The organism is Enterobacter sp. SA197 (assembly GCF_054131575.1).
Window position 1 is genome coordinate 1,047,623 of the sequence record NZ_CP096393.1, and the last position, 18,609, is coordinate 1,066,231.

Consider the following 18,609-nt stretch of genomic DNA (forward strand, 5'->3'; position numbering starts at 1 on the left):
CTATGACCCTTAGTCAGAAAAGGGGCAAAGGCTACCGGTACACTAAAATGGACGAAAAACGCTAAAAAGCAGACAGCATAAAAAAGCCCCTGCATGCCAGCGCATGCAGGGGCTTTACTCTCTTTCAGGCTCGGTCACCGCATGGGGATTAACCGCGGTTCTCTTCGATATAGTAGGCCAGGTCTGCCGGCGTTTTCAGCACCGTGGCGACTTCGGTGGGCGGGATCATGCAGCCGTAAACGTCCTGCACTTCCAGCACCAAATCCACCGCCAGAATCGAGTCGAGGATATCGGACTCAATCAGTTCATCGTGGAATCCTACTTTGCGGGATAACACTTTTTCAAACAGCGCGAGAATGTCTTGTTCCATCTTTTTTTCCTGAATAATTAGTTAGTGCGGGCGTGAGTATCCAGCAACTTACGATCGATTTTGCCGTTCGGGTTGAGCGGCAGGGCATCTTTAATGATGATTTGAGACGGCACCATGTAGTGCGGGATCACCGCAGAGAGCGACGATTTAATCGTCTCTGGCGCGAGATCCGTCACGCAGAATGCCGCAATGCGCAGTACACCGCCGCCGGATTTCATCAGCGGTAACACCACAGCTTCGCTGATGCCGGACATCGCCAGCAGGCGGTTTTCAATTTCATTAATCTCAATGCGATAGCCGTTCAGCTTGATCTGGCTGTCGTTGCGACCCTGGCAGTACAGAAGGCCGTCTTCATAGCCCAGATCGCCGGTGCGATAGCCACGGTAGGGTTCGCTCTCGCGATGCAGCAGTTTTTCGGCATTCTCCTGCGGCAGGCCCAGATAGCCGCGCATCACGTTTTTGCCCCAGATGATGAGTTCGCCTTCAGGCGTAATTTCCATGTGGGACTCCGGCATCATCGCGCCGACGGGCAGCAGGTCGATGTCGTTATTGAGGATCGCATCGGTGATTTCAATCACCGTGGTGGCGATAGTTGCCTCTGTCGGGCCATAAGAGTTGAGGATTCTGGCCTGGGGGAAGCGGCGACGAAGCTGTTTTACCAGCGCCTTGTTCAGCACCTCACCAATAAAGACAAACACCCCAAGCGCCGGCAGGTAATCGCTGTTGAACTGCGGAGAGAGCAGGCGCTGATAGGCGAACGACGGCGTGGAGACCCAGACGGACACGTCATTCGCTTTCAGACGATCCAGCCAGTTTTCAGCCGCAATATCCTCTTTGGCGTTCAGTACGATATGCCCCCCCGTGGCGAGGTTGGCCAGTAACGGAATCAACGACAGATCAAAACTGAACACCGCGTGGTTCATCAGCACCGGCTTTTCCGGCAGGCAGAAGTCATTGCGCACCCATTTCATAAAGTGCCATACGCTCTCACGGCCAATCTGCACCCCTTTAGGCTTGCCGGTGCTACCGGAGGTAAACATGATGTAGGCCAGATCCTGCTCGGCAAGCACCTCTCCCGCTTCAGCGGTTTTTACGAAGGTTCTGGTGACCACATCGTAGTAGTAAGGCGCCCTGGCGAGGTGACAGATTTCTCTCAGACGCTCCGTAGGATAGATGCAGTCGACAGGAATGTAGGGAATGTTATGCAGCAGGCAGCTATAAATGGCGACGGCAAACTCCGCCTGCTGATGACCGTAAAGCACCACTGGCGTACCGGCGGGCTGCTGGCAGTGTTCATAGCGCTGGGCAAAATCAACCACCGCACCAGCCAGCTCACCCCAGGTCAGCGTCACATCACTGCCGCTGATGGCCAACTGTTGCGGATGGGTGGGATCGCGCAATGCCGCACGCAGAAAGTCCTGTAGTTCAATGAGTTCAGATTGCATTTTCATAGGGGAGACATTCCACTAAAGATGTAAAGGGAGGCTGCGGCGCTTCCCAGCGTCAGAATTCGTCCCAGAAAGGCGATAGCCGGAAGCTGAAGCCAGTGGTTCAGCCTGGGGCTGCGTTTGGCCCACCAGAGCAGCATGTTATGCGCAACAGAGATGCCGCCAAAGAGCGCGCCGCTGATGACGTAGTGCCGTTCCAGCCCGTTCCATGCGCCCATACAAAACAGAGTGCAGAAGATGCCAATATTCTGCGCGAGCGTTTTGTTCTGCCGGAAATAGTTGAGCTTCATCAGGTTCATATAAACCGGCATAAAGACCACATCGCGCAGCCACTCTGAGAGGCTGATGTGGAAGCGACGCCAGAAATCCTGCGGGTTTTTTGCCAGAATCGGCAGGTTGAAGTTGGCAGGAATGTTCAGACCAAACAAGCGGCCCGCGCCTATCGCCATGTTGCTGTAGCCCGCGAAATCAAAGTACAGATAGGCGCTATAGGCCACCGACATCACCACGCCCACGGTCCAGTCAAACGGGCGATGGCTCCATGACTGAATCACCAGGTTATCGATGAGCATCGCCAGCAGGAATTTCTGGATGATGCCGGTAAATATCTGCTCCATTGCCGTTAAGAACTGCGCCCGGTCGATAGCAAACACCGGTTTATTAATATCATTCACCCAGGTGCGCCAGCGGTACATCGGACCTGCGAGAATAATAAAGGGCATAAACAGGTAACAGAAATAGTGCAGGATATTTCGCCCATCTTTTTTACTGCGATAGAGCAGTACGTCAATGGCGCGAAACGTCATAAAAGAGAGGCCAATCATACCCCAGTGATTATTCAGGTGCAGTTTTACCAGGAGTAAAGGCAGCAGCGTTAACGTGACCGCCTGCCAGGTTTTTAACCATCCTTTCTCTTTTAACGTGGCGAGCACAAAAAAAGCGACAAATACGGCGACCGGGATAAGATAGTCATCCTGAAAAATATATCCCCAACCGAATGCGGCCAGCACCGAAAATGCCGACAGATAGGTAAGCCGAAAATGGAGCACACGATTTACCAGCGCAAACATCAGCGCGGATGAAAAAAGCCAGAAAAAAAAGGTTCCGGAGCTGTACATCATTCACCCTCAGAATTTTTGATATTCAAAATGCACTTTAATATTTTTGCTATCGTCCACCGTGGACCAGGCAACAACCGTTACCGCCAGAAAGAGATAAAGAAAAAAAAGGCGTACCGCATATTTCATCATTTAAAATTCTCCGCAATAAAACGGTCCATCGGCACCCACGCAAGCTCAGTGGGATGCAGGCGATCCCAGTTCCAGCCGTTCTGATAAGGCTGCGCGTACATATCGAGATAAGGCACCTGGTTTTCTTTCAGGATTGCCTGAATGCGCTGATCCACTGGCCTGAACGTATCGGTGTTGTAGAGCGCCCACGGGTTTATGGGGTCGACGATGGCAATCACCTGCACATGGCGGGATTTCAGTAATGCAATCGTCTGCTGAAAGACCTCAATCTGTTTTGGTACCACCGGCGTGTCGTCCCATTGTTCGGGTTTATCTCCCGCTTCATAAATGGATTTATCCATCCACATGGTGGCGGCACTTTGCTGGCGTCGGCTGTTAAGTTCACGTGCGTGTGCCAGCTCCTGATCCCAGTCAGGCCGGGCGCTGGTGGGGTGCGGCATCGGCCACGAGGGGGCACTCTTCTTCTCAATATTGAGCAGGGCATACCAGTCGTTTTTCACCAACGTACAAAAATTAGCAAACTGGAAGCTCACTTCGTCGAGGATCATATCGACACTCCAGCCAGCGATTTTCATTTGAGCGAAGGTTAAATGGCTGACCTCTTCTTTATCGATATTTTTTAGGTAATTAACCAGTAGCGGTCGCGCCTGCGGATCCTTCATCAGCGGATCGAATATCGGCGACGGAAAGTGGTCGGCAAAAATAGCGGGTGGAATGCCTTTGGAATAAAAACTGTCCGGCGCTAATAACAGGACAACTTTACTGTTTTCATTCAGATCGTCTTTAAAGCGCGAGAAGAATAAGAACTGCGTAACATCGTCGACAAAGGCATCACCATAAGCCACAACGGGTTTGTGCAGCTGGTTATTAAAGTAATGATAAACCGCGTAATGTTCATTACGAGAGGTGGCCACTTCAGAAGCGCCAATAAAGAAAATTGCATTGCCTTTTAACGCATGTGAAATAGTCGCAATCTTGTCAGCCTGTTCTTTATCAGTGCCTTCCATTGAGGTGATCAACGGATGGAATCTCAGCGGCCCGGACTCGCGGGTCAGCAGCGGGTGGAGGCACAGGAACAGGACAGCGAGCGTCGCCATTAGGATATGTAGGCCCAGCGTGTTTTTTATTTTCATTATAAATGTGAAACAACCTGGTAATAATTTGTTTAAATTTTGTGAGTTGAAGATTCACAATAAAGAGACTTCTTCGTACCGGGCACTATATACCAGGGTGCTGTGCAAATATGAGTATTTCCGTGTAACGGTTTGTACAGCCTTAGCGGGGTAATAATACGCATTGCATCTACCCGGTCAGAGCCCGTTATTGCGGCGGTGAGGCACGGTTTACGCAATAGCTGATCAGCAGGCAGGTAACGGCAGTGCAGTGGGCGCTCAATGAGCGCGGCAGGGGGATGTTTATCCGAACCTAAAAGCAGGCAGCGGGCCGTTCCCCTGCTGCCTTAAGCGTGGCGAGGTCTGCTCTTGCATCATGCCTTGTGCGGGAGCGGTTTGCTGAACTCCACAAACACGGCCCAGGTTTCATCATTTTCTTGATTAAGCATCATGCCCGCGTCCAGTGCGCCGCTGAACATGTTTAATCCAACGTTCATTTTTCCTTCTTTACCGGAGGAGAAAATGGTTTTCTTTTTAAGCTCAAGTCCGGCGCTCAGGCAGCCGCCATTTTCTCTTGCGAAGACAATCGCTTCCCAGGAAGGCTCATAAGGTAACCAGCTAAAGCTGGGTTTATCGAGCGATGCGCCCTCCCGCTACTGGCAGATACTGTCAGGAAAACGATGATTCCTTGCCCTTACTTATTGAACGGCATCAGGTGCCATTACTTCAGGCCCGGTGGCCAATGAGTCCGCCCCGCCGTCAGGGCAGAACACGCCCGTCCAGCATCACCGCCCCCAGGGGCGTTGTTCGCTTATGTACGACCATGACCCCGTGGTCGTAATAATCTCCCGTGGGGTAGCAGACCCGGACCTCTTTCTGGAGATCGGGGTCAAAAACGTCCGCACCGGAACAGTTGTTTCTGCTACCGCTGGCATAGGTAAACGTGGTCCTGTACCAGGCCTCATCGCCAGGCAGGGCCCAGGCAATGACGCTGACAAGGAAATAGAGCACCAGCGTGGTCATGAAAAGGGAGGCAATAATTCCTGCTACCACCTTTTTCAGCCGCGTTTGTAAGTCTTCTGGCGTGCCTCGCATTCGACGAATGATCAAGACGACCATCAGGGCGGCGATGAGCAGGGCGGTAAGAAAAATAGCCTTCAGCAAGGCGGTATGCAGAAAGGTTACCCTGACGATATGTACCTGCCAGTAGACCACGCCAAAAATCACCGCAATGATGGAAAGCACGGTGGGGACCAAAAAAGAGTAAGAGTAATACTTCATTGTGTTGTTATTCTCTCTGCGCTACTGTTCTGCACCTTTGCGGCGTTACGCTAGCATACAAATTAAAAACTCGGCAAAACCTGTATATATGTGCATACTGATTAGGTCTTATCCAGACCTGTGCCGTAACCCCTGAGAGGCGAAATGAGTAAGAATGATAAGGAAAAGCTGGTAGATACCGTGATGGGAGAAGCTGTTCTCTCGATTCTGGAATCAGATGATGATGTCTCTTTTGATGCGTTGATTGGGCAGTTGCAGGAAAGCCTCAGCGCAGAAAGCAACGACGAAAGGCAAGAAGCCTTACGATCTGCGATTGGTGGTGTACATAGTTTTCGTACCCGTCCTGGCGGAAAAAAAGCCCCGGGTCGTTTGCAGGTCACTCAGCGTAAGAGCCGGCTCCAGCATGCCAGCCTTGTCATGGATGAGAACACCGTAAAGCATTAATTGTTGTCAGGCCCCTGTTTTCTGCTTGCGATGACAGGCCTAAGCTTTCCCACAAAACCCCTTCTAATCAGAATTGCTCCGGCATGTTTCTACGAATGCTAAATGTGAATTTGATCGAGCCTTCGGGCTCCAGAAGATATCACGCAGCAGCATGGAGTTTCATTGAAAGAAGATGAACAAATACGCATCGAAGAAATTCACGAGACGATTGGTCAGGCAGCAACGTACCTGATGAATTCCCGACTACCGGTGAATTCTGCCAACATCATCATGGTACTCCGTGCCCAATTGATCATTACCACAAACCCAGGGCAGAAAAAGGTCCTGGAAGCCACCCTGCATCATCTTACGTTAAAACGGGTCAAAACCGCCTGAGCGGGCCAGCTATAAAGCGGTTGCAGAGAGTGAGTAATGCCTTCACGGTTACGGGAAGGCATTACCTGGTCGAGAAAAATGATTTAAACAGCGGGATTACAGATCATCCGGGGTTTTCTGAACGATGATTTCCAGCGCATTTCGGTACACATCCAGTTTCACTACGTCTTCTTCCGTTTCAAGCAGTTGTATCAAAGCCAGAATGAGATCTTTATTTTGCACATCTGGTTTTATGCGACCGATACTTTTCCGGAGGTCGGCAATCAACTTCAACTCCACATCAAAGGCACGAAGGTTGCTTTCAAAGTGAGCGTTTAACTGGTCCTCGGTTGTCATGCGCATAGTCATTCCTGTAAAAATGAAAAAATGGCCTCTCTGAAAAGGGTGGAGAGCCAAGCCCTGAATAAAATTAGTCACCCTTTTTTAAGCCTGCAATGCCCGTCACAAAAAATATTTTTTCCGCTTGTGACCGGGTTACAAACGCCGTGAGGCGTGGCGCTACTATGCGCACGCAGTCCGCTTAGCGCGAAGCGTACTCCCACCACATTTTATGCAACGTATACCACTTATCACCCGGTTCGGGCTGTTTATCCCAGGGTTTATCGATAATGTAATGGATATTTTTTACCCGCGACATGTTCCACATTCTGGGGTGCTGAAATTGCAATGTTTTCAGCGCGTTGTAACCATAGTGCAGCGGCAGCCAGCGGCCATGAAAAATGTCGTTGAGGAAATCCTGCTCTGCGAATACATAGGTGCTGATGTCGGCCATCGCCACGATTTTGGTCAGCATCAGGTTATACACTGCCTGGTCGGGGGTGAGCACCAGAAAACCGGCGTTGAAGTAATTATCGACCGTGGTCGGGGGGCGGGCGGTCATCTCTTCATCTTCACACCAGCTGTAGTAACAGTTATCCGGCTGCCAGCTTGCAGGATAACTTTCGATGCGATTAGGGTTGCAGCGACAGGCGTGACAGGCGGCGATAAACCCCTCCTGTAACGGCAGCTCAAAGACCTCGTCCATGTTCTTTACCACCAGCATGTCGGCGTCGAGAAAGGCAACCCGGGCGTATTCGGTCATCGTCCATACCGCCAGTTTGCTCCAGACATCAGCAAATCGCGCGTTTGCATAGCGATGCGCCAGCGCCGGGTTGGGGCCAATTTCCGGCACGTCACGCACACGGCAGCCCTGATCCTGTAAACGCGAGCGGGTCTGCGCGTCAATGCCCGGCGTAACCATCACCTCCAGTGGCCAGGATGTACCGCTTCGCAGCAGCGAATGGTGCAATGCCTCCACGCCGGGCAGGTAGCCGGGCTGCGTCAGCAGCGTGACCCATGCGAACGTTGATGGGCTCATGCCAACACCTCCGTCATAAAATCATTCAGAAACACGCCACGCGGATCGAACGCCTGGCGGACTTCCTGAAACGCAGACCATTGCGGGTAGCATGTCGGCCAGTCATACAGCCGGGCGTCAAAATATTTGCCCCAGTGCGGTTTACCCCCGACGCTTGCCAGCAACGGCTCAACTGCCCGTAAAAATTCAAGTCCCTCCTGGGAGAGCGAGCCATCTTCGGCGTAATAGACCACAAAGCCGAAGAAACAGGTGGGCGTCTGCCAGGCCGGATTAAGCCAGGCGTCAGACGCGCCCGTACAACGTAAAATAATCGGGTAATGCATATGGGGATGCGTTTCGGCATACCATTTTTTGATTCGGGTAATCGCTGCCGGAGCGTTAGCCAGCGGCACACCGATTTCAATATTGATTTGTGGGGTGGCAATGCCCCGGCAGAAGACCTGGTAAACGTCACCGATCACATCCGAAAAGTCTTTAAAACGGGTGACGGTACGGAAGGGTTTGCCATTTTCGTCAACGATACGGGTGTCATTACGCATGTGCTGTAACGTCTTCTCCACCGCGTTGTTCATCTCGTCGCGGGTATCATCCAGCGTGACCAGGTCACCATGATTTTCTCGCCATGCCTGACGTTCATCCTCATTGGCCTCCCTGGCATTCCAGGTGTGTACTTTGTTTTCTTCCAGAAACCACCAGGCTTTACTGAAGACCCAGGACTGGTTCCATTCGACTAAATCCTGCTCCAGGGTATCTGCACTCACGGCATCTTTAAAACAGGTGTAGAGGGTCGCCGGGCGGGTACGCAGGGTGACGGCGGTAATGGCACCCAGAGCGCCAAGCCCCAGTTGCACCGCGCCAAACCACGGGTGGCTGCGATCCATGCTGTGCAGGTGGCCCGTACCATCAATGAAGCGAATATTCAGGGCTTCGTCGGCGATGGCGCTTTGCTGGAGTCCCTGTCCGTGTGTGCCCGTGGAGATGGCCCCTGCCAGCGTTTGCGCAGCAATCACGCCAGGGGAGGCGTTCAGCATCCGGTTCATGGAGGTCAGGATTTCGTAGACTTCGTGCATGGGGGTGCCCGCTGCAAAGGTGGCACTGTTGTCATCCACGGCCAGCAACCCGCGCAGGCGGGAGATATCCACCAGACGATCTTCAGGGTTGGCTACCGCGAGCATTCTGCCCGACGACATGCGACTCCCCATCAGGCGTATTTTCCCCCGACAATGAATAATGGCTTCCTGTAGCTGCGCCTCGGTCTCTGGTGTGATTACCGCACTTGCCTGCGCAAGGGTGGTGTTTTTCGCCCAGTTGAGCACCCGTGAGTCCGATGGACTCGCAGCTGGCTGGCGGCGGGGGAAAAGGGGGTGGAAAACGGTCATGAACAACTCCTCTGACAAAAACTGATCCAGTTTACAGCATAGTCCCGGATGTAAAAGCGTGACGGATGTCGCATTGATTTTTCAGGGTAAAGGAGGAGAAGAGGCGAAGGATAGGGAAAAAATAGTCATGAGGGGGTAAAGGATTAATTCATGCTTTCGCACTACGGCCTTTCACTTAATAATAAAATGGGTACTGGCAAGATAAGATAGTTATAAATTTGCACCTGCTCAGATTAATTCAAAACATTGTCAGGGTTGTAAATTGATAGTGCCAGATATAAGAACCTGCTAATATGGCTTTTGCACAATATATTTTATGCATCCTCACAACAATATTGATTCAGGATTATAATTATACTTCCCGGCTTGCCGTAAATGGCGGTGGTCAGGTCAGGACGACAATAAGGTGACGCAGTGACAATAAAAAAATTGGCTGCAATATTAGGCTTATCGCATACCACGGTCTCGCGTGCATTAAACGATCATCCTGCCATCAGTCAGGCGACCAAAAACAGCGTGTTGCAGGCCGCCAGAGAGTATGGCTATATCCCCAACAGCGCTGCCCGTGCGCTAAGAAATGCCAGTACCGGCGCCTTTGGCCTGGTCATTCCTGATATTCAGAACGACTTCTTTATCACTATTACCAATGCCATCGCCCACGTTGCGGCAGAACGCGCCTGGCAGATGATGCTCAGCATCAGCGGTGACAGGCCTGAAATGGAACACGCCGCGCTGCTGCGACTGATGACGGCGCGGGTGGACGGCATTATTTTCGCCCCTACCGCTGACCCCTTGCCGGAAACACAGGAGCTTGTGATGCGCACCAATGCCGTTCAGCTTCTGCGTCATCACGATAACCTGCCGACGCCGGTCATTGCTATCGATGAGCGCTACGGTATTAGCCTTGCGGTCAGGCATTTACAGGAACTGGGTCATACGCGTATTGGCTACATTGGCTCTGCCCAGCAGTTGAGCACGGGAGCGGAGCGCTTGCAGGGCTTTTTGCAAAACTTCACCCCGGCGCAGCAGCAGGCGCTTGAGGACATTATTAAAGTCGGGCCGCCGCAGGCAGAGTTTGGTGGCGATGCCTTCCGGCGTATCATGCGCTCGGCAGCACCCCCCAGCGCCCTGGTGCTGGGCAGCCCGCGCTACGCCATGAGTATTCTGCTTGCTGCAAAAGAGATGGATATCTCAATACCTGACGATCTCTCGCTGGTGGCTTACGGTGACGTCTCGTGGGGCAGCTTGCTGGAGGTGAAACTGACCTCTATCTCTTTGCCGGAAAAACAGGTTTCCGACGCCTGTATCAGCATTATCGACAGGCTGATGAACCAGGACACACCGCTCTCTCCCCGGCAATTTTATGCCAGCACGGAAAGCCAGCGCTTTACGCCGCAGCTGGTGCCGGGCGGTTCGACCAAAGCCTTTCGCCCAGGCCCGTAAAAAACCGGATGGGCCACAGGGCGCATCCGGAAAGGTAAATCCAATTGATACACAAGCTTCGGGAAACTATCTGAATGTCGCCAGGAGCTGTTCCGCACCTTTAGTCAGTAACCCCTGGTCAGATCCGATGGCAACCATCCGGAAGCCCAGCTCGATGTAGCGACGGGTCTGGGCTTCATCAGTACATAAAATGCCGGCCGCTTTTCCGGCCGCTCTCACCCGTCTGCCGGTCTCTTCGATCACCTTCACCACCTCCGGGTGCATCGGTTGACCGATGTAGCCCAGGCTTGCCGCGAGATCGCCCGGGCCAATGAAGAAAGCGTCAATACCATCAATGGCCGCCATCGCGTCGATATTCTCCAGCGCCAGGGTCGTTTCCGGCATCACAATCAGGCAGATCTCTTCGTCACAGGTGGTGGCGTAATTTTTGATGCGACCAAAACCGGAGGCGCGTGGGGCCCCGCAATACCCGCGTACGCCGTGTGGCGGATAACGCACAGCGGCCACCAGCGCTTTCGCCTGTTCAACGGTATCCACCTGCGGCACCATCAGCGTATTCACCCCTGCGTCGAGATACCGCTTGATTAACGAAATATCGTGATTCGGCACCCGCACCACCGGCTGGGTCGGCCCGCCGGCAGCACAGGCCTGGAGCTGAGAGTAAATCTCGATGTACTCACTTGGGCCATGTTCAGCATCAAGGCCAATAAAGTCGTAACCGCAGCCGGAAAGGAGCTCTGCGGCAACGTAGCTGCCAAGCTGTGTCCAGAGACCCAACTGCAGGGTGTTATTTTTAATGGCGTGTTTAAAATGATTTTTGGCGAGTTCCATCATTCTGTCCTTTAAGTGAGGGGACTTAACAGGAGTGGCCCTTTTATCCGGCAAAGCGTGTGCTTATCAGCCCGAGTCCGGTGATTTCCGCGTCAAACGCATCGCCCGGTTTGGCCGAAACGGCCGGACCTATCGCACCGGTAATGACAAACTCACCGGCGCGCAGGGGGTTGCCAGTGCGCACCAGGTCGTCCGCGAGCCACTTCAGGGCATGCAGCGGGTGGCCGAGAATAGCGGTCGCTTTACCCTGTGACACCACTTCATCGCCGCGTCGGGTGACCATTTCGCTACGGGTAATATCGCAGTCGGCGAGATAAACCGGACGGGTGCCCAGCACCACCAGGCAGGCAGCGGCGTTATCGGCGACAAAATCGCACGACGTCACGTCCCAGCCTGTTACGCGGCTGTCGCAGATTTCAAAGGCCGGCAGGAGATAGTCAACGGCGTCGATAATATCGAGGATGGTGTGCGCGGTTTGCGTCAGATCTTTTTTCAGCACCACCGCTATTTCCGTCTCGACACGCTGGTCGCTCACCACCGGTTTGGTAATTTCAGCCCCGTCAATCAGTACCATATCGGCATAAATGGTGCCGTAGCAGGGATCAGAGATACCAAACTGTTGCTGTACCGCTTTGTTGGTCAGACCCAGCTTGCGCCCCACCCGGCGGCGACCCCTGGCCTGCCAGAGGCGGTCGTTGTAGTTCTGAATCATGTAGGCAGTATCAAGATCCGTACTGTCGACCAGATCGCGGATAGGGTTACCGGCTTCGTTGTTATCCCAGGCCTGGCGCAGCAAATCCGCCGCTTTAATGATGTTGTTTTGCATATTTGTCTCTGTCTGTCTGAGTTTGTTCTGTTAATTACCGACCCGGTTCTGCGGTTTGCCATCAATAAACGCTTTTACGTTATCGACCGTGGTGTCCAGAATGCGTCCACGTGCTTCAACGGAGGCCCAGGCAATGTGCGGTGTAATGATGCAATTTTTGGCCGTTAACAACGGGTTATCAGGCACCGGCGGTTCTTTGGAGAGCACATCGACGGCAGCACCAGCAATAACGCCGTTATTCAGCGCTGCGGCAAGGTCGGCTTCGTTCACCAGATCGCCGCGAGAGGCATTAAGCAGCAGGGCCGATTTCTTCATTTTGCTCAGGGCCACGGCATTGATCATGCCCTGGGTTTTCGGCGTCAGCAGGCAGTGCAGGCTAATCACATCCGCTTCGGCGTAAAGGGTGTCGAGGCTGACATAGCGCACCCGGTCGTTTTCCAGCGCGCTGTTCTGGTACTCGTCATAGGCCAGTACGTTCATACCCAGCGCCTGGGCCACCACGCCAAAGGCCTGGCCGATGCGCCCATAGCCAATGATGCCGACGTTTTTACCCGCCACTTCCAGCATCGGTTTCAGCCAGTAACAGAAATCGGGTTTTTTACCCCAGCCGCCCGCATGTACATCGGTATCGTGCAGGCCGACCTGGTTGCAGAGTTCCAGCATCAGTGCGGTAGTAAACTGGGCGACGGTTGAGGTGCCGTAAGTGGGCACGTTGGAGATAATGACGCCATGTTTGCTGGCAGCCGCTAAATCAATGACGTTATAGCCGGTTGCCGTTACACCAATAAATTTCAGGTTCGGACACTGGCTAAATTCTTTTTCGGTTAATACGACTTTATTAATAATGGCAATATCCGCGTCGCCGATTCTTTCGACCACCTGGCTGGGTTCAGATGTGTCGTAAACGGTTATTTCACCCAGTTGCTGAAGTTTCTCCCACGACAGATCGCCAGGATTAAGTACACCACCATCTAAAATAACAATTTTCATCATTTTCCTGTTCCAGTGTTATTGCAGCAGTACATCAACCTAATCGATGTACTGCTGTCAGGTCATCAATTACTTAATGTAATTGTTTGGTCTGATTTATTGCTGTCTGTTTATGGTCGAGGGTTAATACCGCTAACAAACTCAGGACGGCGTTAAAGCCAAGCCATACGCCCACCATCGCATTACTGCTGAAGGTATGGTTCAGCCAGGTACAAATGGCCGGGGTCAGCCCGCCGAGGACAGCGGCAGCAACGGCCTGGGCAAAGGAGTAACCTGCAGTACGTGCATGCGCGGGCACCAGTTCCACCATCGCCGCCACCTGAACGGAGCTGTAGCAGGCATACATAAACGAGAACCACAGTTCAAAGACCACAAATTTGAACACGGTCGGGTCCGCCGCAAGCCAGGAGAGCAACGGCCAGGCGGTGATAGCCCCGGTGAGCGTCACCACAATCAACATGGTTCTGCGGTTAACGCGGTCGGCAATCATTGCGGTGACAGGCAGCCACAGCAGAATCGACAAACCAACAAAGAACAGCGTAATAAAGCCAACGTGCTCGCCAAGGTTCAGACTCTTGATAAAGGTGGGCGCATAGGTGGTGACCGTCTGGGCGGTGACGGTTGCCATCGCCACCATCCCCATGCAGGTCAGAATGATGCGCCAGCCGGAGACGAGGCTGCTACAGATCTCTTTGACGCTCGGCGTGGTCTTCTTCTTCGCAAAGACTTCAGTTTCCTGCAAATTAGAGCGCAGCCAGAACATCAACGGGATCACCGCACAACCAATCAGCAGCGGAATACGCCAGCCCCAGTCATGCAGCTCATCCGTGCTCAGGGTATAAAGCAGGACCAGGCCGATAAGGGAGGCGGCCATGACCGCAAACTGTTGGGAACCTACCTGCCAGCAGGTATAGAAAGCGCGGCGATTTGGCGGCGAAATTTCTGCCAGATAGACCACCACGCCACCCAGTTCAGCACCTGCGGAGAAGCCCTGTAGCAAGCGACCTAATATGACGATAACCGGTGCCGCCATGCCAATAGAGGCGTAGGTAGGGGTTAACGCCACGCAGAGAATACCCACCGACATCAGTGCCAGGGCCATAATTAACCCTTTTCTGCGTCCGTGGCGGTCGGTATAGGCCCCAAGGATGATCGCCCCGAACGGACGGGCGAAGAAACCTAAGGCAAATGTCATCAGGGTGAGCATTAACGAAACATATTCATTATCTGACGGGAAATAGGCCTGTGAAATATAACGGGCATAATAGCCATATACCATAAAGTCATAAATTTCCAGAGCATTACCCGCACCCACCTGAATGATGGGTTTCACCTGCATTTTATGTTTGGCCGCAGGGACTACCTCGGCGCTGGTTTCGGTCATTTGAATCTCCTTAAATTATGTTTACCCGTAAGGCGAATGGATAATTTTTGAAAAAACTCATACAACCAGAACAGACATTGAAAATTCAGGTGTAGGGCCCGGAGATAACGCCTGTTCCGCTAAGCGGATATACCCGTCATACTTCAGGCTGCATATGCACTGGTGCGTTCGTTCACCCCAGTGACTGACTTCAGTAAGCTTTTGGGCGCTCACGCGCTTGCCGCCTTTATGCAACGCGAAATAATAAGGGATAAAAATACAAATCTTTTAAAGCGTTATTTATAATCCAGAGCCTTTACGCCAAAATATTCCAGCGCATTACTGTCTTCCAGACGTATCGCTTCATTCCATTTAGAGGTGCGCTCGGCACGAGTCATTGAACCTACTTTTAATTGCCCTGCATTTAGCCCAACGGCGAGATGCACAATAATATTGTCTTCGGTTTCGCCAGAACGGGCTGAAACAATCGTGCCATAACCGGCTTTTTGCGCTTCCATGAAGGCCGTGCGTAACTGCGTAATGGTTCCGGCCTGGTTGGCTTTTAATAACACGGCGTTACAGGCACCTGACTGTGCAGCCGCTTTTACGCGATCACCACTGGTCACGAAATAATCGTCACCGACAATCTGCACTTTCGAACCGGCGGCTTTTGTGAAGGCAATGAGTCCGGCTTCGTCATCTTCCGCTAACGGATCTTCAATCGAAAGAATAGGGTAGCGATCGAGCCAGCCGAGCAGCAGGTCACACATACCGTCCGAATCGTATTCCGTCGATTCCAGCGCCAGACGGTAACGGCCCGCTTTACCAAATTCAGAAGCGGCAATATCCAGCGCAATAGAGACATCCTGACCCGGCGTGTAGCCCGCGCCCTCAATGGCTTTTACCAGGGTATCCAGCGCCTCTTCATTACTGGTGAATTCCGGCCACCAGCCGCCTTCATCCGCCACGCCACTTAAATGCCCGCGCTGTTTCATGATGCGCCCGGCGCTATGGTAGACCTCGGCGGTCATGACCAGCGCTTGCTCAAAAGAGGTGGCGCCGTTGGCAATTACCATCAGATCCTGAATATCGATGCGGCGGCCCGCATGGGCGCCGCCGCCGAATATCTGGATTTGCGGCAGCGGCAGCGCCACGTTGTTGTCCCCTGCCAGGTACTTCCACAGCGGCAGATGGGCATTGTTGGCCGCGGCATACAGGGCCGCCATCGAACAGGCGACAGCGGCGTTCCCCCCCAGACGGGAGAAAGTACCGGTGCCGTCGAGTTCAATCAGGATGCTGTCAATCAGCTGCTGGTCGTTAACATCGGTGCCAGTAAGCGCAGGGGCGATTTCATTTTTAATGTTGCGCAGCGCTTTTTGAACATCTTTACCTGACAGGGCATTACCGCCATCCCGCAACTCCACTGCTTCGTGCATCCCGCAGGACGCGCCTGCCGGTGCCATGCCACGGCCGACGATGCCGTTTTCCAGCTGCACTTCCACTTCGACCGTAGGCCAGCCGCGGGAGTCCCACACGCGACGCCCGCGCACATTTTTAATTCGACTCATAACCCGATCTCCTTCTTCCAGAATGATGTGATGTCTTTGAGCTGGGTAAACTGACGTTCCAGCAATGCGCAACTGATACGGCGCGCGGCTTGCGCCTGAGTTTCGGTAAAATATTCAACGGGAGATTTGCCATCGACCCGCGCCAGAATCAGGCAGGGTAATAACGTGGCGACGCGGGTTTCACAGGCGGTAGCAGGTTCCCATGTCACGCAGTTGAAATAGTGTTGTGTGAGCGTGTCGAAACAAAGGAGCAACTGTTCCTGCACTGCCTGGCTTGCGGTAACAAGGGTTTTTAACAAGAAATGGTTTAAGCAAAATGCCAGATCAAATGCCGGATCGCCGTACCAGGCGCACTCCGCATCGAGAATGACCGGCCCTTTTGGCCCGCGCAGGATATTTTTCGGACTGATATCCCCATGCACCAGCGCCAGCTTTGTTGACTGCGTTCTTTCGCATACCGATTGAATAAAACCAGCGTACTGGGGATAAACGCGGGCAATTTCCCCGAGGTAGGGGTCCAGGCGTAGCGAAAAGAAGTTGTCGTCCCAGGCAAAGATCTTTGCCAGTTCACTGTTTTTTGCGGTTTGCTGATGAATATGGCCCAGCAGGCTACCCATCAGGCCGGCAAACTCTGCATCAATTTCGCCCTGTAATAACTGCGCTTTCCAGTTGGCAAAGTGCTCTGCCGGTAAATAATCCATCACAAAGCAGAGCGCGCTTCTGTCGACGCCCTGAATATGCGGTACGGCATCCGGGGCGATTTGCGCTACGGTTTTCATCCAGTCTATTTCTGCAAAAACGCGTTCAAGCGGGGCGTGCCATGATTTTGCCACCTTCAGTTTGGGCAAGGCCTGCTTGAGGCAGAAATGGTGGTCGCCGACGCTTATCTTTAAAATCGTCGAAGAGACACCGCCTGTTAATGGCGTTACACGCAGGGTGTCGTGTTCGTGAATTAACCCCATAGGAAGCAAAACCTCACGTATTGCCTCCTGACTGGCTGCAAGATCGTTAAAACCTGTGTCCATGCCTGTACCTGCCATTAAATGGTTTTTTAAACGCGTTAAAAACGTCGTAAATATGCGATTTATGCCGCTGGATTAAGCGGGTAGGGTGCGCATTGCCTGATGCAATATCCAGGGTGCTCAAAAATGTTAGCCATTTTAATAACCTTAAATAACATCGTCTGTTGCTGATTTAGATGATTTTGTTGAAGTGAGTTAATTTATGCACACGTGTGCATTGGCGTCAATCGGTTGTTAGCTAAAATAGGTTGGTAACGCGATATGTTAAAATAAAATATGTATAATTCTTCGTTTTTAAATGTTTTATTTAATTGTGATCGGGATCGTATTTCAGAAAATAGTCTATTTTAAACGCGCTCCAGGTATTTAGCTCGCTGAAAGCAGTCTGCGGATGCGAAAGGTCTTAAATTCATTTTTGAGTGTGGGATCACAATGATTAACGGGCTTTTACTACAATTAAGTTAACATTTTGAATTTAATTTTAAGCAGGAGAGATAAATGCCTATACGTGCCGTCATGGCGGAAACGCCGGGCAGAGAGTAAAGTCATTCTTGCTCCCATGACGGTTTGTTATGAAAAATAAGCTTATTTAGTAATGATTGAAATATGCCCGTTGCGCTCCAGGATGGCGTACTTTATGTCATCAAGTTTATCAACGCCCTGATTATTACGGGCTGACACCATGATGTCGTCATAACTGATGTCAGCGTCTTTCATCTTTTTCATCAGCAACTGACCATTTTCCACCAGCACCACCGGCGCGCCATCAATCGCGTCCTCCGCATTGTGGATATACCGTTTGACCAGGCCGAACAAAATGTCGACCACCACCAGGGTGATAATGGTCAATGCCGCACCGGTGACTGAAAAATCGCTTCCCAACAGCGCCTGCTGGGTGGCCTCGCTGATGATGAGCAGCAAAATCAGATCAAACGAGGTCATTTGTAGTAAGGCCCGGCGCCCGGCAATTTTAAACACCACCATCAGTACCAGATAAACGGCGACAGCCCGCAAGACCATTTCCATATTGTCATCCTCAGGGATAGATAAATTGCCAGAGTGTGATGCCGGGTAAACCGTCCACGTCGATTTGTGAGGTCATGCTGCCGGGGGCCAGTGGCGTAAGGCCCAGCCAGAGGGTAAAGGTAGTGCCTGGATAGACATTGTTATACTCCAGTCGCAGTGCGCCATTCTGACTGGACATTGCCGACGGTTGCGGCTGTAAGGTGCGGATTTCGTAGCCTTGCATAAAGTCGCCGCCGAGCGTAATGACCACTCTCTCCTGCTGCGGCACCTTAACGCTTACCCGCATGCTGGTGTCACTTTGCAGACGACCAAAGCGCTGATAGGTGGCCGCTATCTGCCCGTTGTGGTTCCGGGCCGTCGCGTCGCTGAGATAACCTTCCGAAAACAGGCCGCCAAGCGCGGCAAGGACAATCAGCATAAGCAGAAGCGCACCGTACTTCTGAATGCGGGCTTCAGCACGTAGCCAGAAAGGATTTTCTTTTACAGGGTGAGAATAGACAGGCTCATGGTGCTCTTTCACCTTG

General features: G+C 52.4%; 20 protein-coding genes. 3 read left to right on the forward strand and 17 right to left on the reverse strand.

Annotation, left to right across the window (positions count from 1 at the left end):
- Positions 1 to 148 precede the first annotated feature (148 nt).
- The 6 genes from M1D91_RS04725 to M1D91_RS04750 all read right to left on the reverse strand — a co-directional run bounded on the left by M1D91_RS04725 (position 149) and on the right by M1D91_RS04750 (position 5,461).
- Positions 149 to 370 carry an acyl carrier protein gene (locus tag M1D91_RS04725; RefSeq protein WP_437434254.1) on the reverse strand — a complete coding sequence of 74 codons (222 nt, stop codon included), beginning with the start codon at positions 368 to 370 and terminating at the stop codon, positions 149 to 151.
- 17 nt (positions 371 to 387) lie between these two features.
- Positions 388 to 1,821, reverse strand: a complete 1,434-nt coding sequence (locus M1D91_RS04730; RefSeq protein ID WP_437434253.1) for an AMP-binding protein — start codon at positions 1,819 to 1,821, stop codon at positions 388 to 390.
- Positions 1,818 to 2,936, reverse strand: a complete 1,119-nt coding sequence (locus M1D91_RS04735) for a membrane-bound O-acyltransferase family protein (protein ID WP_437434257.1) — start codon at positions 2,934 to 2,936, stop codon at positions 1,818 to 1,820. Before M1D91_RS04735 ends, M1D91_RS04730 begins: the two co-directional genes overlap by 4 nt.
- Before the next feature lie 128 nt (positions 2,937 to 3,064).
- On the reverse strand, positions 3,065 to 4,201 hold the full coding sequence (locus M1D91_RS04740; RefSeq protein WP_437434252.1) for a D-alanyl-lipoteichoic acid biosynthesis protein DltD: 1,137 nt from the start codon (positions 4,199 to 4,201) through the stop codon (positions 3,065 to 3,067).
- A gap of 353 nt (positions 4,202 to 4,554) precedes the next feature.
- The gene (locus M1D91_RS04745; protein WP_437434251.1) at positions 4,555 to 4,677 is read right to left on the reverse strand and encodes a hypothetical protein; all 123 of its coding nucleotides are present in this window, start codon (positions 4,675 to 4,677) and stop codon (positions 4,555 to 4,557) included.
- Between the two features lie 262 nt (positions 4,678 to 4,939).
- Positions 4,940 to 5,461, reverse strand: coding sequence for a hypothetical protein (locus tag M1D91_RS04750; protein ID WP_437434250.1), 522 nt, complete (start codon positions 5,459 to 5,461; stop codon positions 4,940 to 4,942).
- 144 nt (positions 5,462 to 5,605) lie between these two features.
- On the opposite strand from M1D91_RS04750, the gene M1D91_RS04755 reads away from it, so the two are divergent.
- The gene (locus M1D91_RS04755; RefSeq protein ID WP_437434249.1) at positions 5,606 to 5,905 is read left to right on the forward strand and encodes a hypothetical protein; all 300 of its coding nucleotides are present in this window, start codon (positions 5,606 to 5,608) and stop codon (positions 5,903 to 5,905) included.
- 162 nt (positions 5,906 to 6,067) lie between these two features.
- A complete protein-coding gene (locus M1D91_RS04760; RefSeq protein ID WP_437434248.1) occupies positions 6,068 to 6,280 on the forward strand; it encodes a hypothetical protein in 213 nt (70 codons plus the stop codon).
- A gap of 96 nt (positions 6,281 to 6,376) precedes the next feature.
- On the opposite strand, the gene M1D91_RS04765 is transcribed toward M1D91_RS04760, so the two are convergent.
- From M1D91_RS04765 to M1D91_RS04775, 3 genes are all read right to left on the reverse strand, one after another.
- Positions 6,377 to 6,622 carry a biofilm development regulator YmgB/AriR family protein gene (locus tag M1D91_RS04765; RefSeq protein ID WP_437434247.1) on the reverse strand — a complete coding sequence of 82 codons (246 nt, stop codon included), beginning with the start codon at positions 6,620 to 6,622 and terminating at the stop codon, positions 6,377 to 6,379.
- Between the two features lie 178 nt (positions 6,623 to 6,800).
- The gene (locus M1D91_RS04770) at positions 6,801 to 7,637 is read right to left on the reverse strand and encodes a glycosyltransferase family 8 protein (protein WP_437434246.1); all 837 of its coding nucleotides are present in this window, start codon (positions 7,635 to 7,637) and stop codon (positions 6,801 to 6,803) included.
- On the reverse strand, positions 7,634 to 9,016 hold the full coding sequence (locus tag M1D91_RS04775; RefSeq protein WP_437434245.1) for a D-arabinono-1,4-lactone oxidase: 1,383 nt from the start codon (positions 9,014 to 9,016) through the stop codon (positions 7,634 to 7,636). Before M1D91_RS04775 ends, M1D91_RS04770 begins: the two co-directional genes overlap by 4 nt.
- Positions 9,017 to 9,430: 414 nt before the next feature.
- Between M1D91_RS04775 and M1D91_RS04780 the strand changes: the two genes are divergently transcribed.
- Complete coding sequence (locus M1D91_RS04780) at positions 9,431 to 10,459, forward strand: LacI family DNA-binding transcriptional regulator (RefSeq protein ID WP_437434244.1); 1,029 nt, start codon at positions 9,431 to 9,433, stop codon at positions 10,457 to 10,459.
- A gap of 66 nt (positions 10,460 to 10,525) precedes the next feature.
- Here M1D91_RS04780 and M1D91_RS04785 read toward each other — a convergent pair whose 3' ends face one another.
- From M1D91_RS04785 to M1D91_RS04820, 8 genes are all read right to left on the reverse strand, one after another.
- Complete coding sequence (locus M1D91_RS04785) at positions 10,526 to 11,293, reverse strand: HpcH/HpaI aldolase family protein (protein WP_437434243.1); 768 nt, start codon at positions 11,291 to 11,293, stop codon at positions 10,526 to 10,528.
- Between the two features lie 40 nt (positions 11,294 to 11,333).
- Positions 11,334 to 12,116, reverse strand: coding sequence for a 2-keto-4-pentenoate hydratase (locus tag M1D91_RS04790; protein WP_437434242.1), 783 nt, complete (start codon positions 12,114 to 12,116; stop codon positions 11,334 to 11,336).
- Between the two features lie 30 nt (positions 12,117 to 12,146).
- A complete protein-coding gene (locus M1D91_RS04795) occupies positions 12,147 to 13,109 on the reverse strand; it encodes a D-2-hydroxyacid dehydrogenase (protein ID WP_437434241.1) in 963 nt (320 codons plus the stop codon).
- Between the two features lie 70 nt (positions 13,110 to 13,179).
- Positions 13,180 to 14,490 (reverse strand): tricarballylate/proton symporter TcuC, encoded by a 1,311-nt coding sequence (tcuC, locus tag M1D91_RS04800; RefSeq protein WP_437434240.1) that lies wholly within the window; start codon positions 14,488 to 14,490, stop codon positions 13,180 to 13,182.
- A gap of 275 nt (positions 14,491 to 14,765) precedes the next feature.
- On the reverse strand, positions 14,766 to 16,037 hold the full coding sequence (gene eno, locus M1D91_RS04805; RefSeq protein WP_437434239.1) for a phosphopyruvate hydratase: 1,272 nt from the start codon (positions 16,035 to 16,037) through the stop codon (positions 14,766 to 14,768).
- A complete protein-coding gene (locus tag M1D91_RS04810) occupies positions 16,034 to 17,062 on the reverse strand; it encodes a phosphotransferase family protein (protein WP_437434238.1) in 1,029 nt (342 codons plus the stop codon). Before M1D91_RS04810 ends, eno begins: the two co-directional genes overlap by 4 nt.
- Positions 17,063 to 17,644: 582 nt before the next feature.
- Complete coding sequence (locus M1D91_RS04815; RefSeq protein WP_437434237.1) at positions 17,645 to 18,085, reverse strand: DUF421 domain-containing protein; 441 nt, start codon at positions 18,083 to 18,085, stop codon at positions 17,645 to 17,647.
- A 10-nt stretch (positions 18,086 to 18,095) separates the two neighbouring features.
- Positions 18,096 to 18,605, reverse strand: coding sequence for a hypothetical protein (locus M1D91_RS04820; protein WP_437434236.1), 510 nt, complete (start codon positions 18,603 to 18,605; stop codon positions 18,096 to 18,098).
- Positions 18,606 to 18,609: the final 4 nt, after the last annotated feature.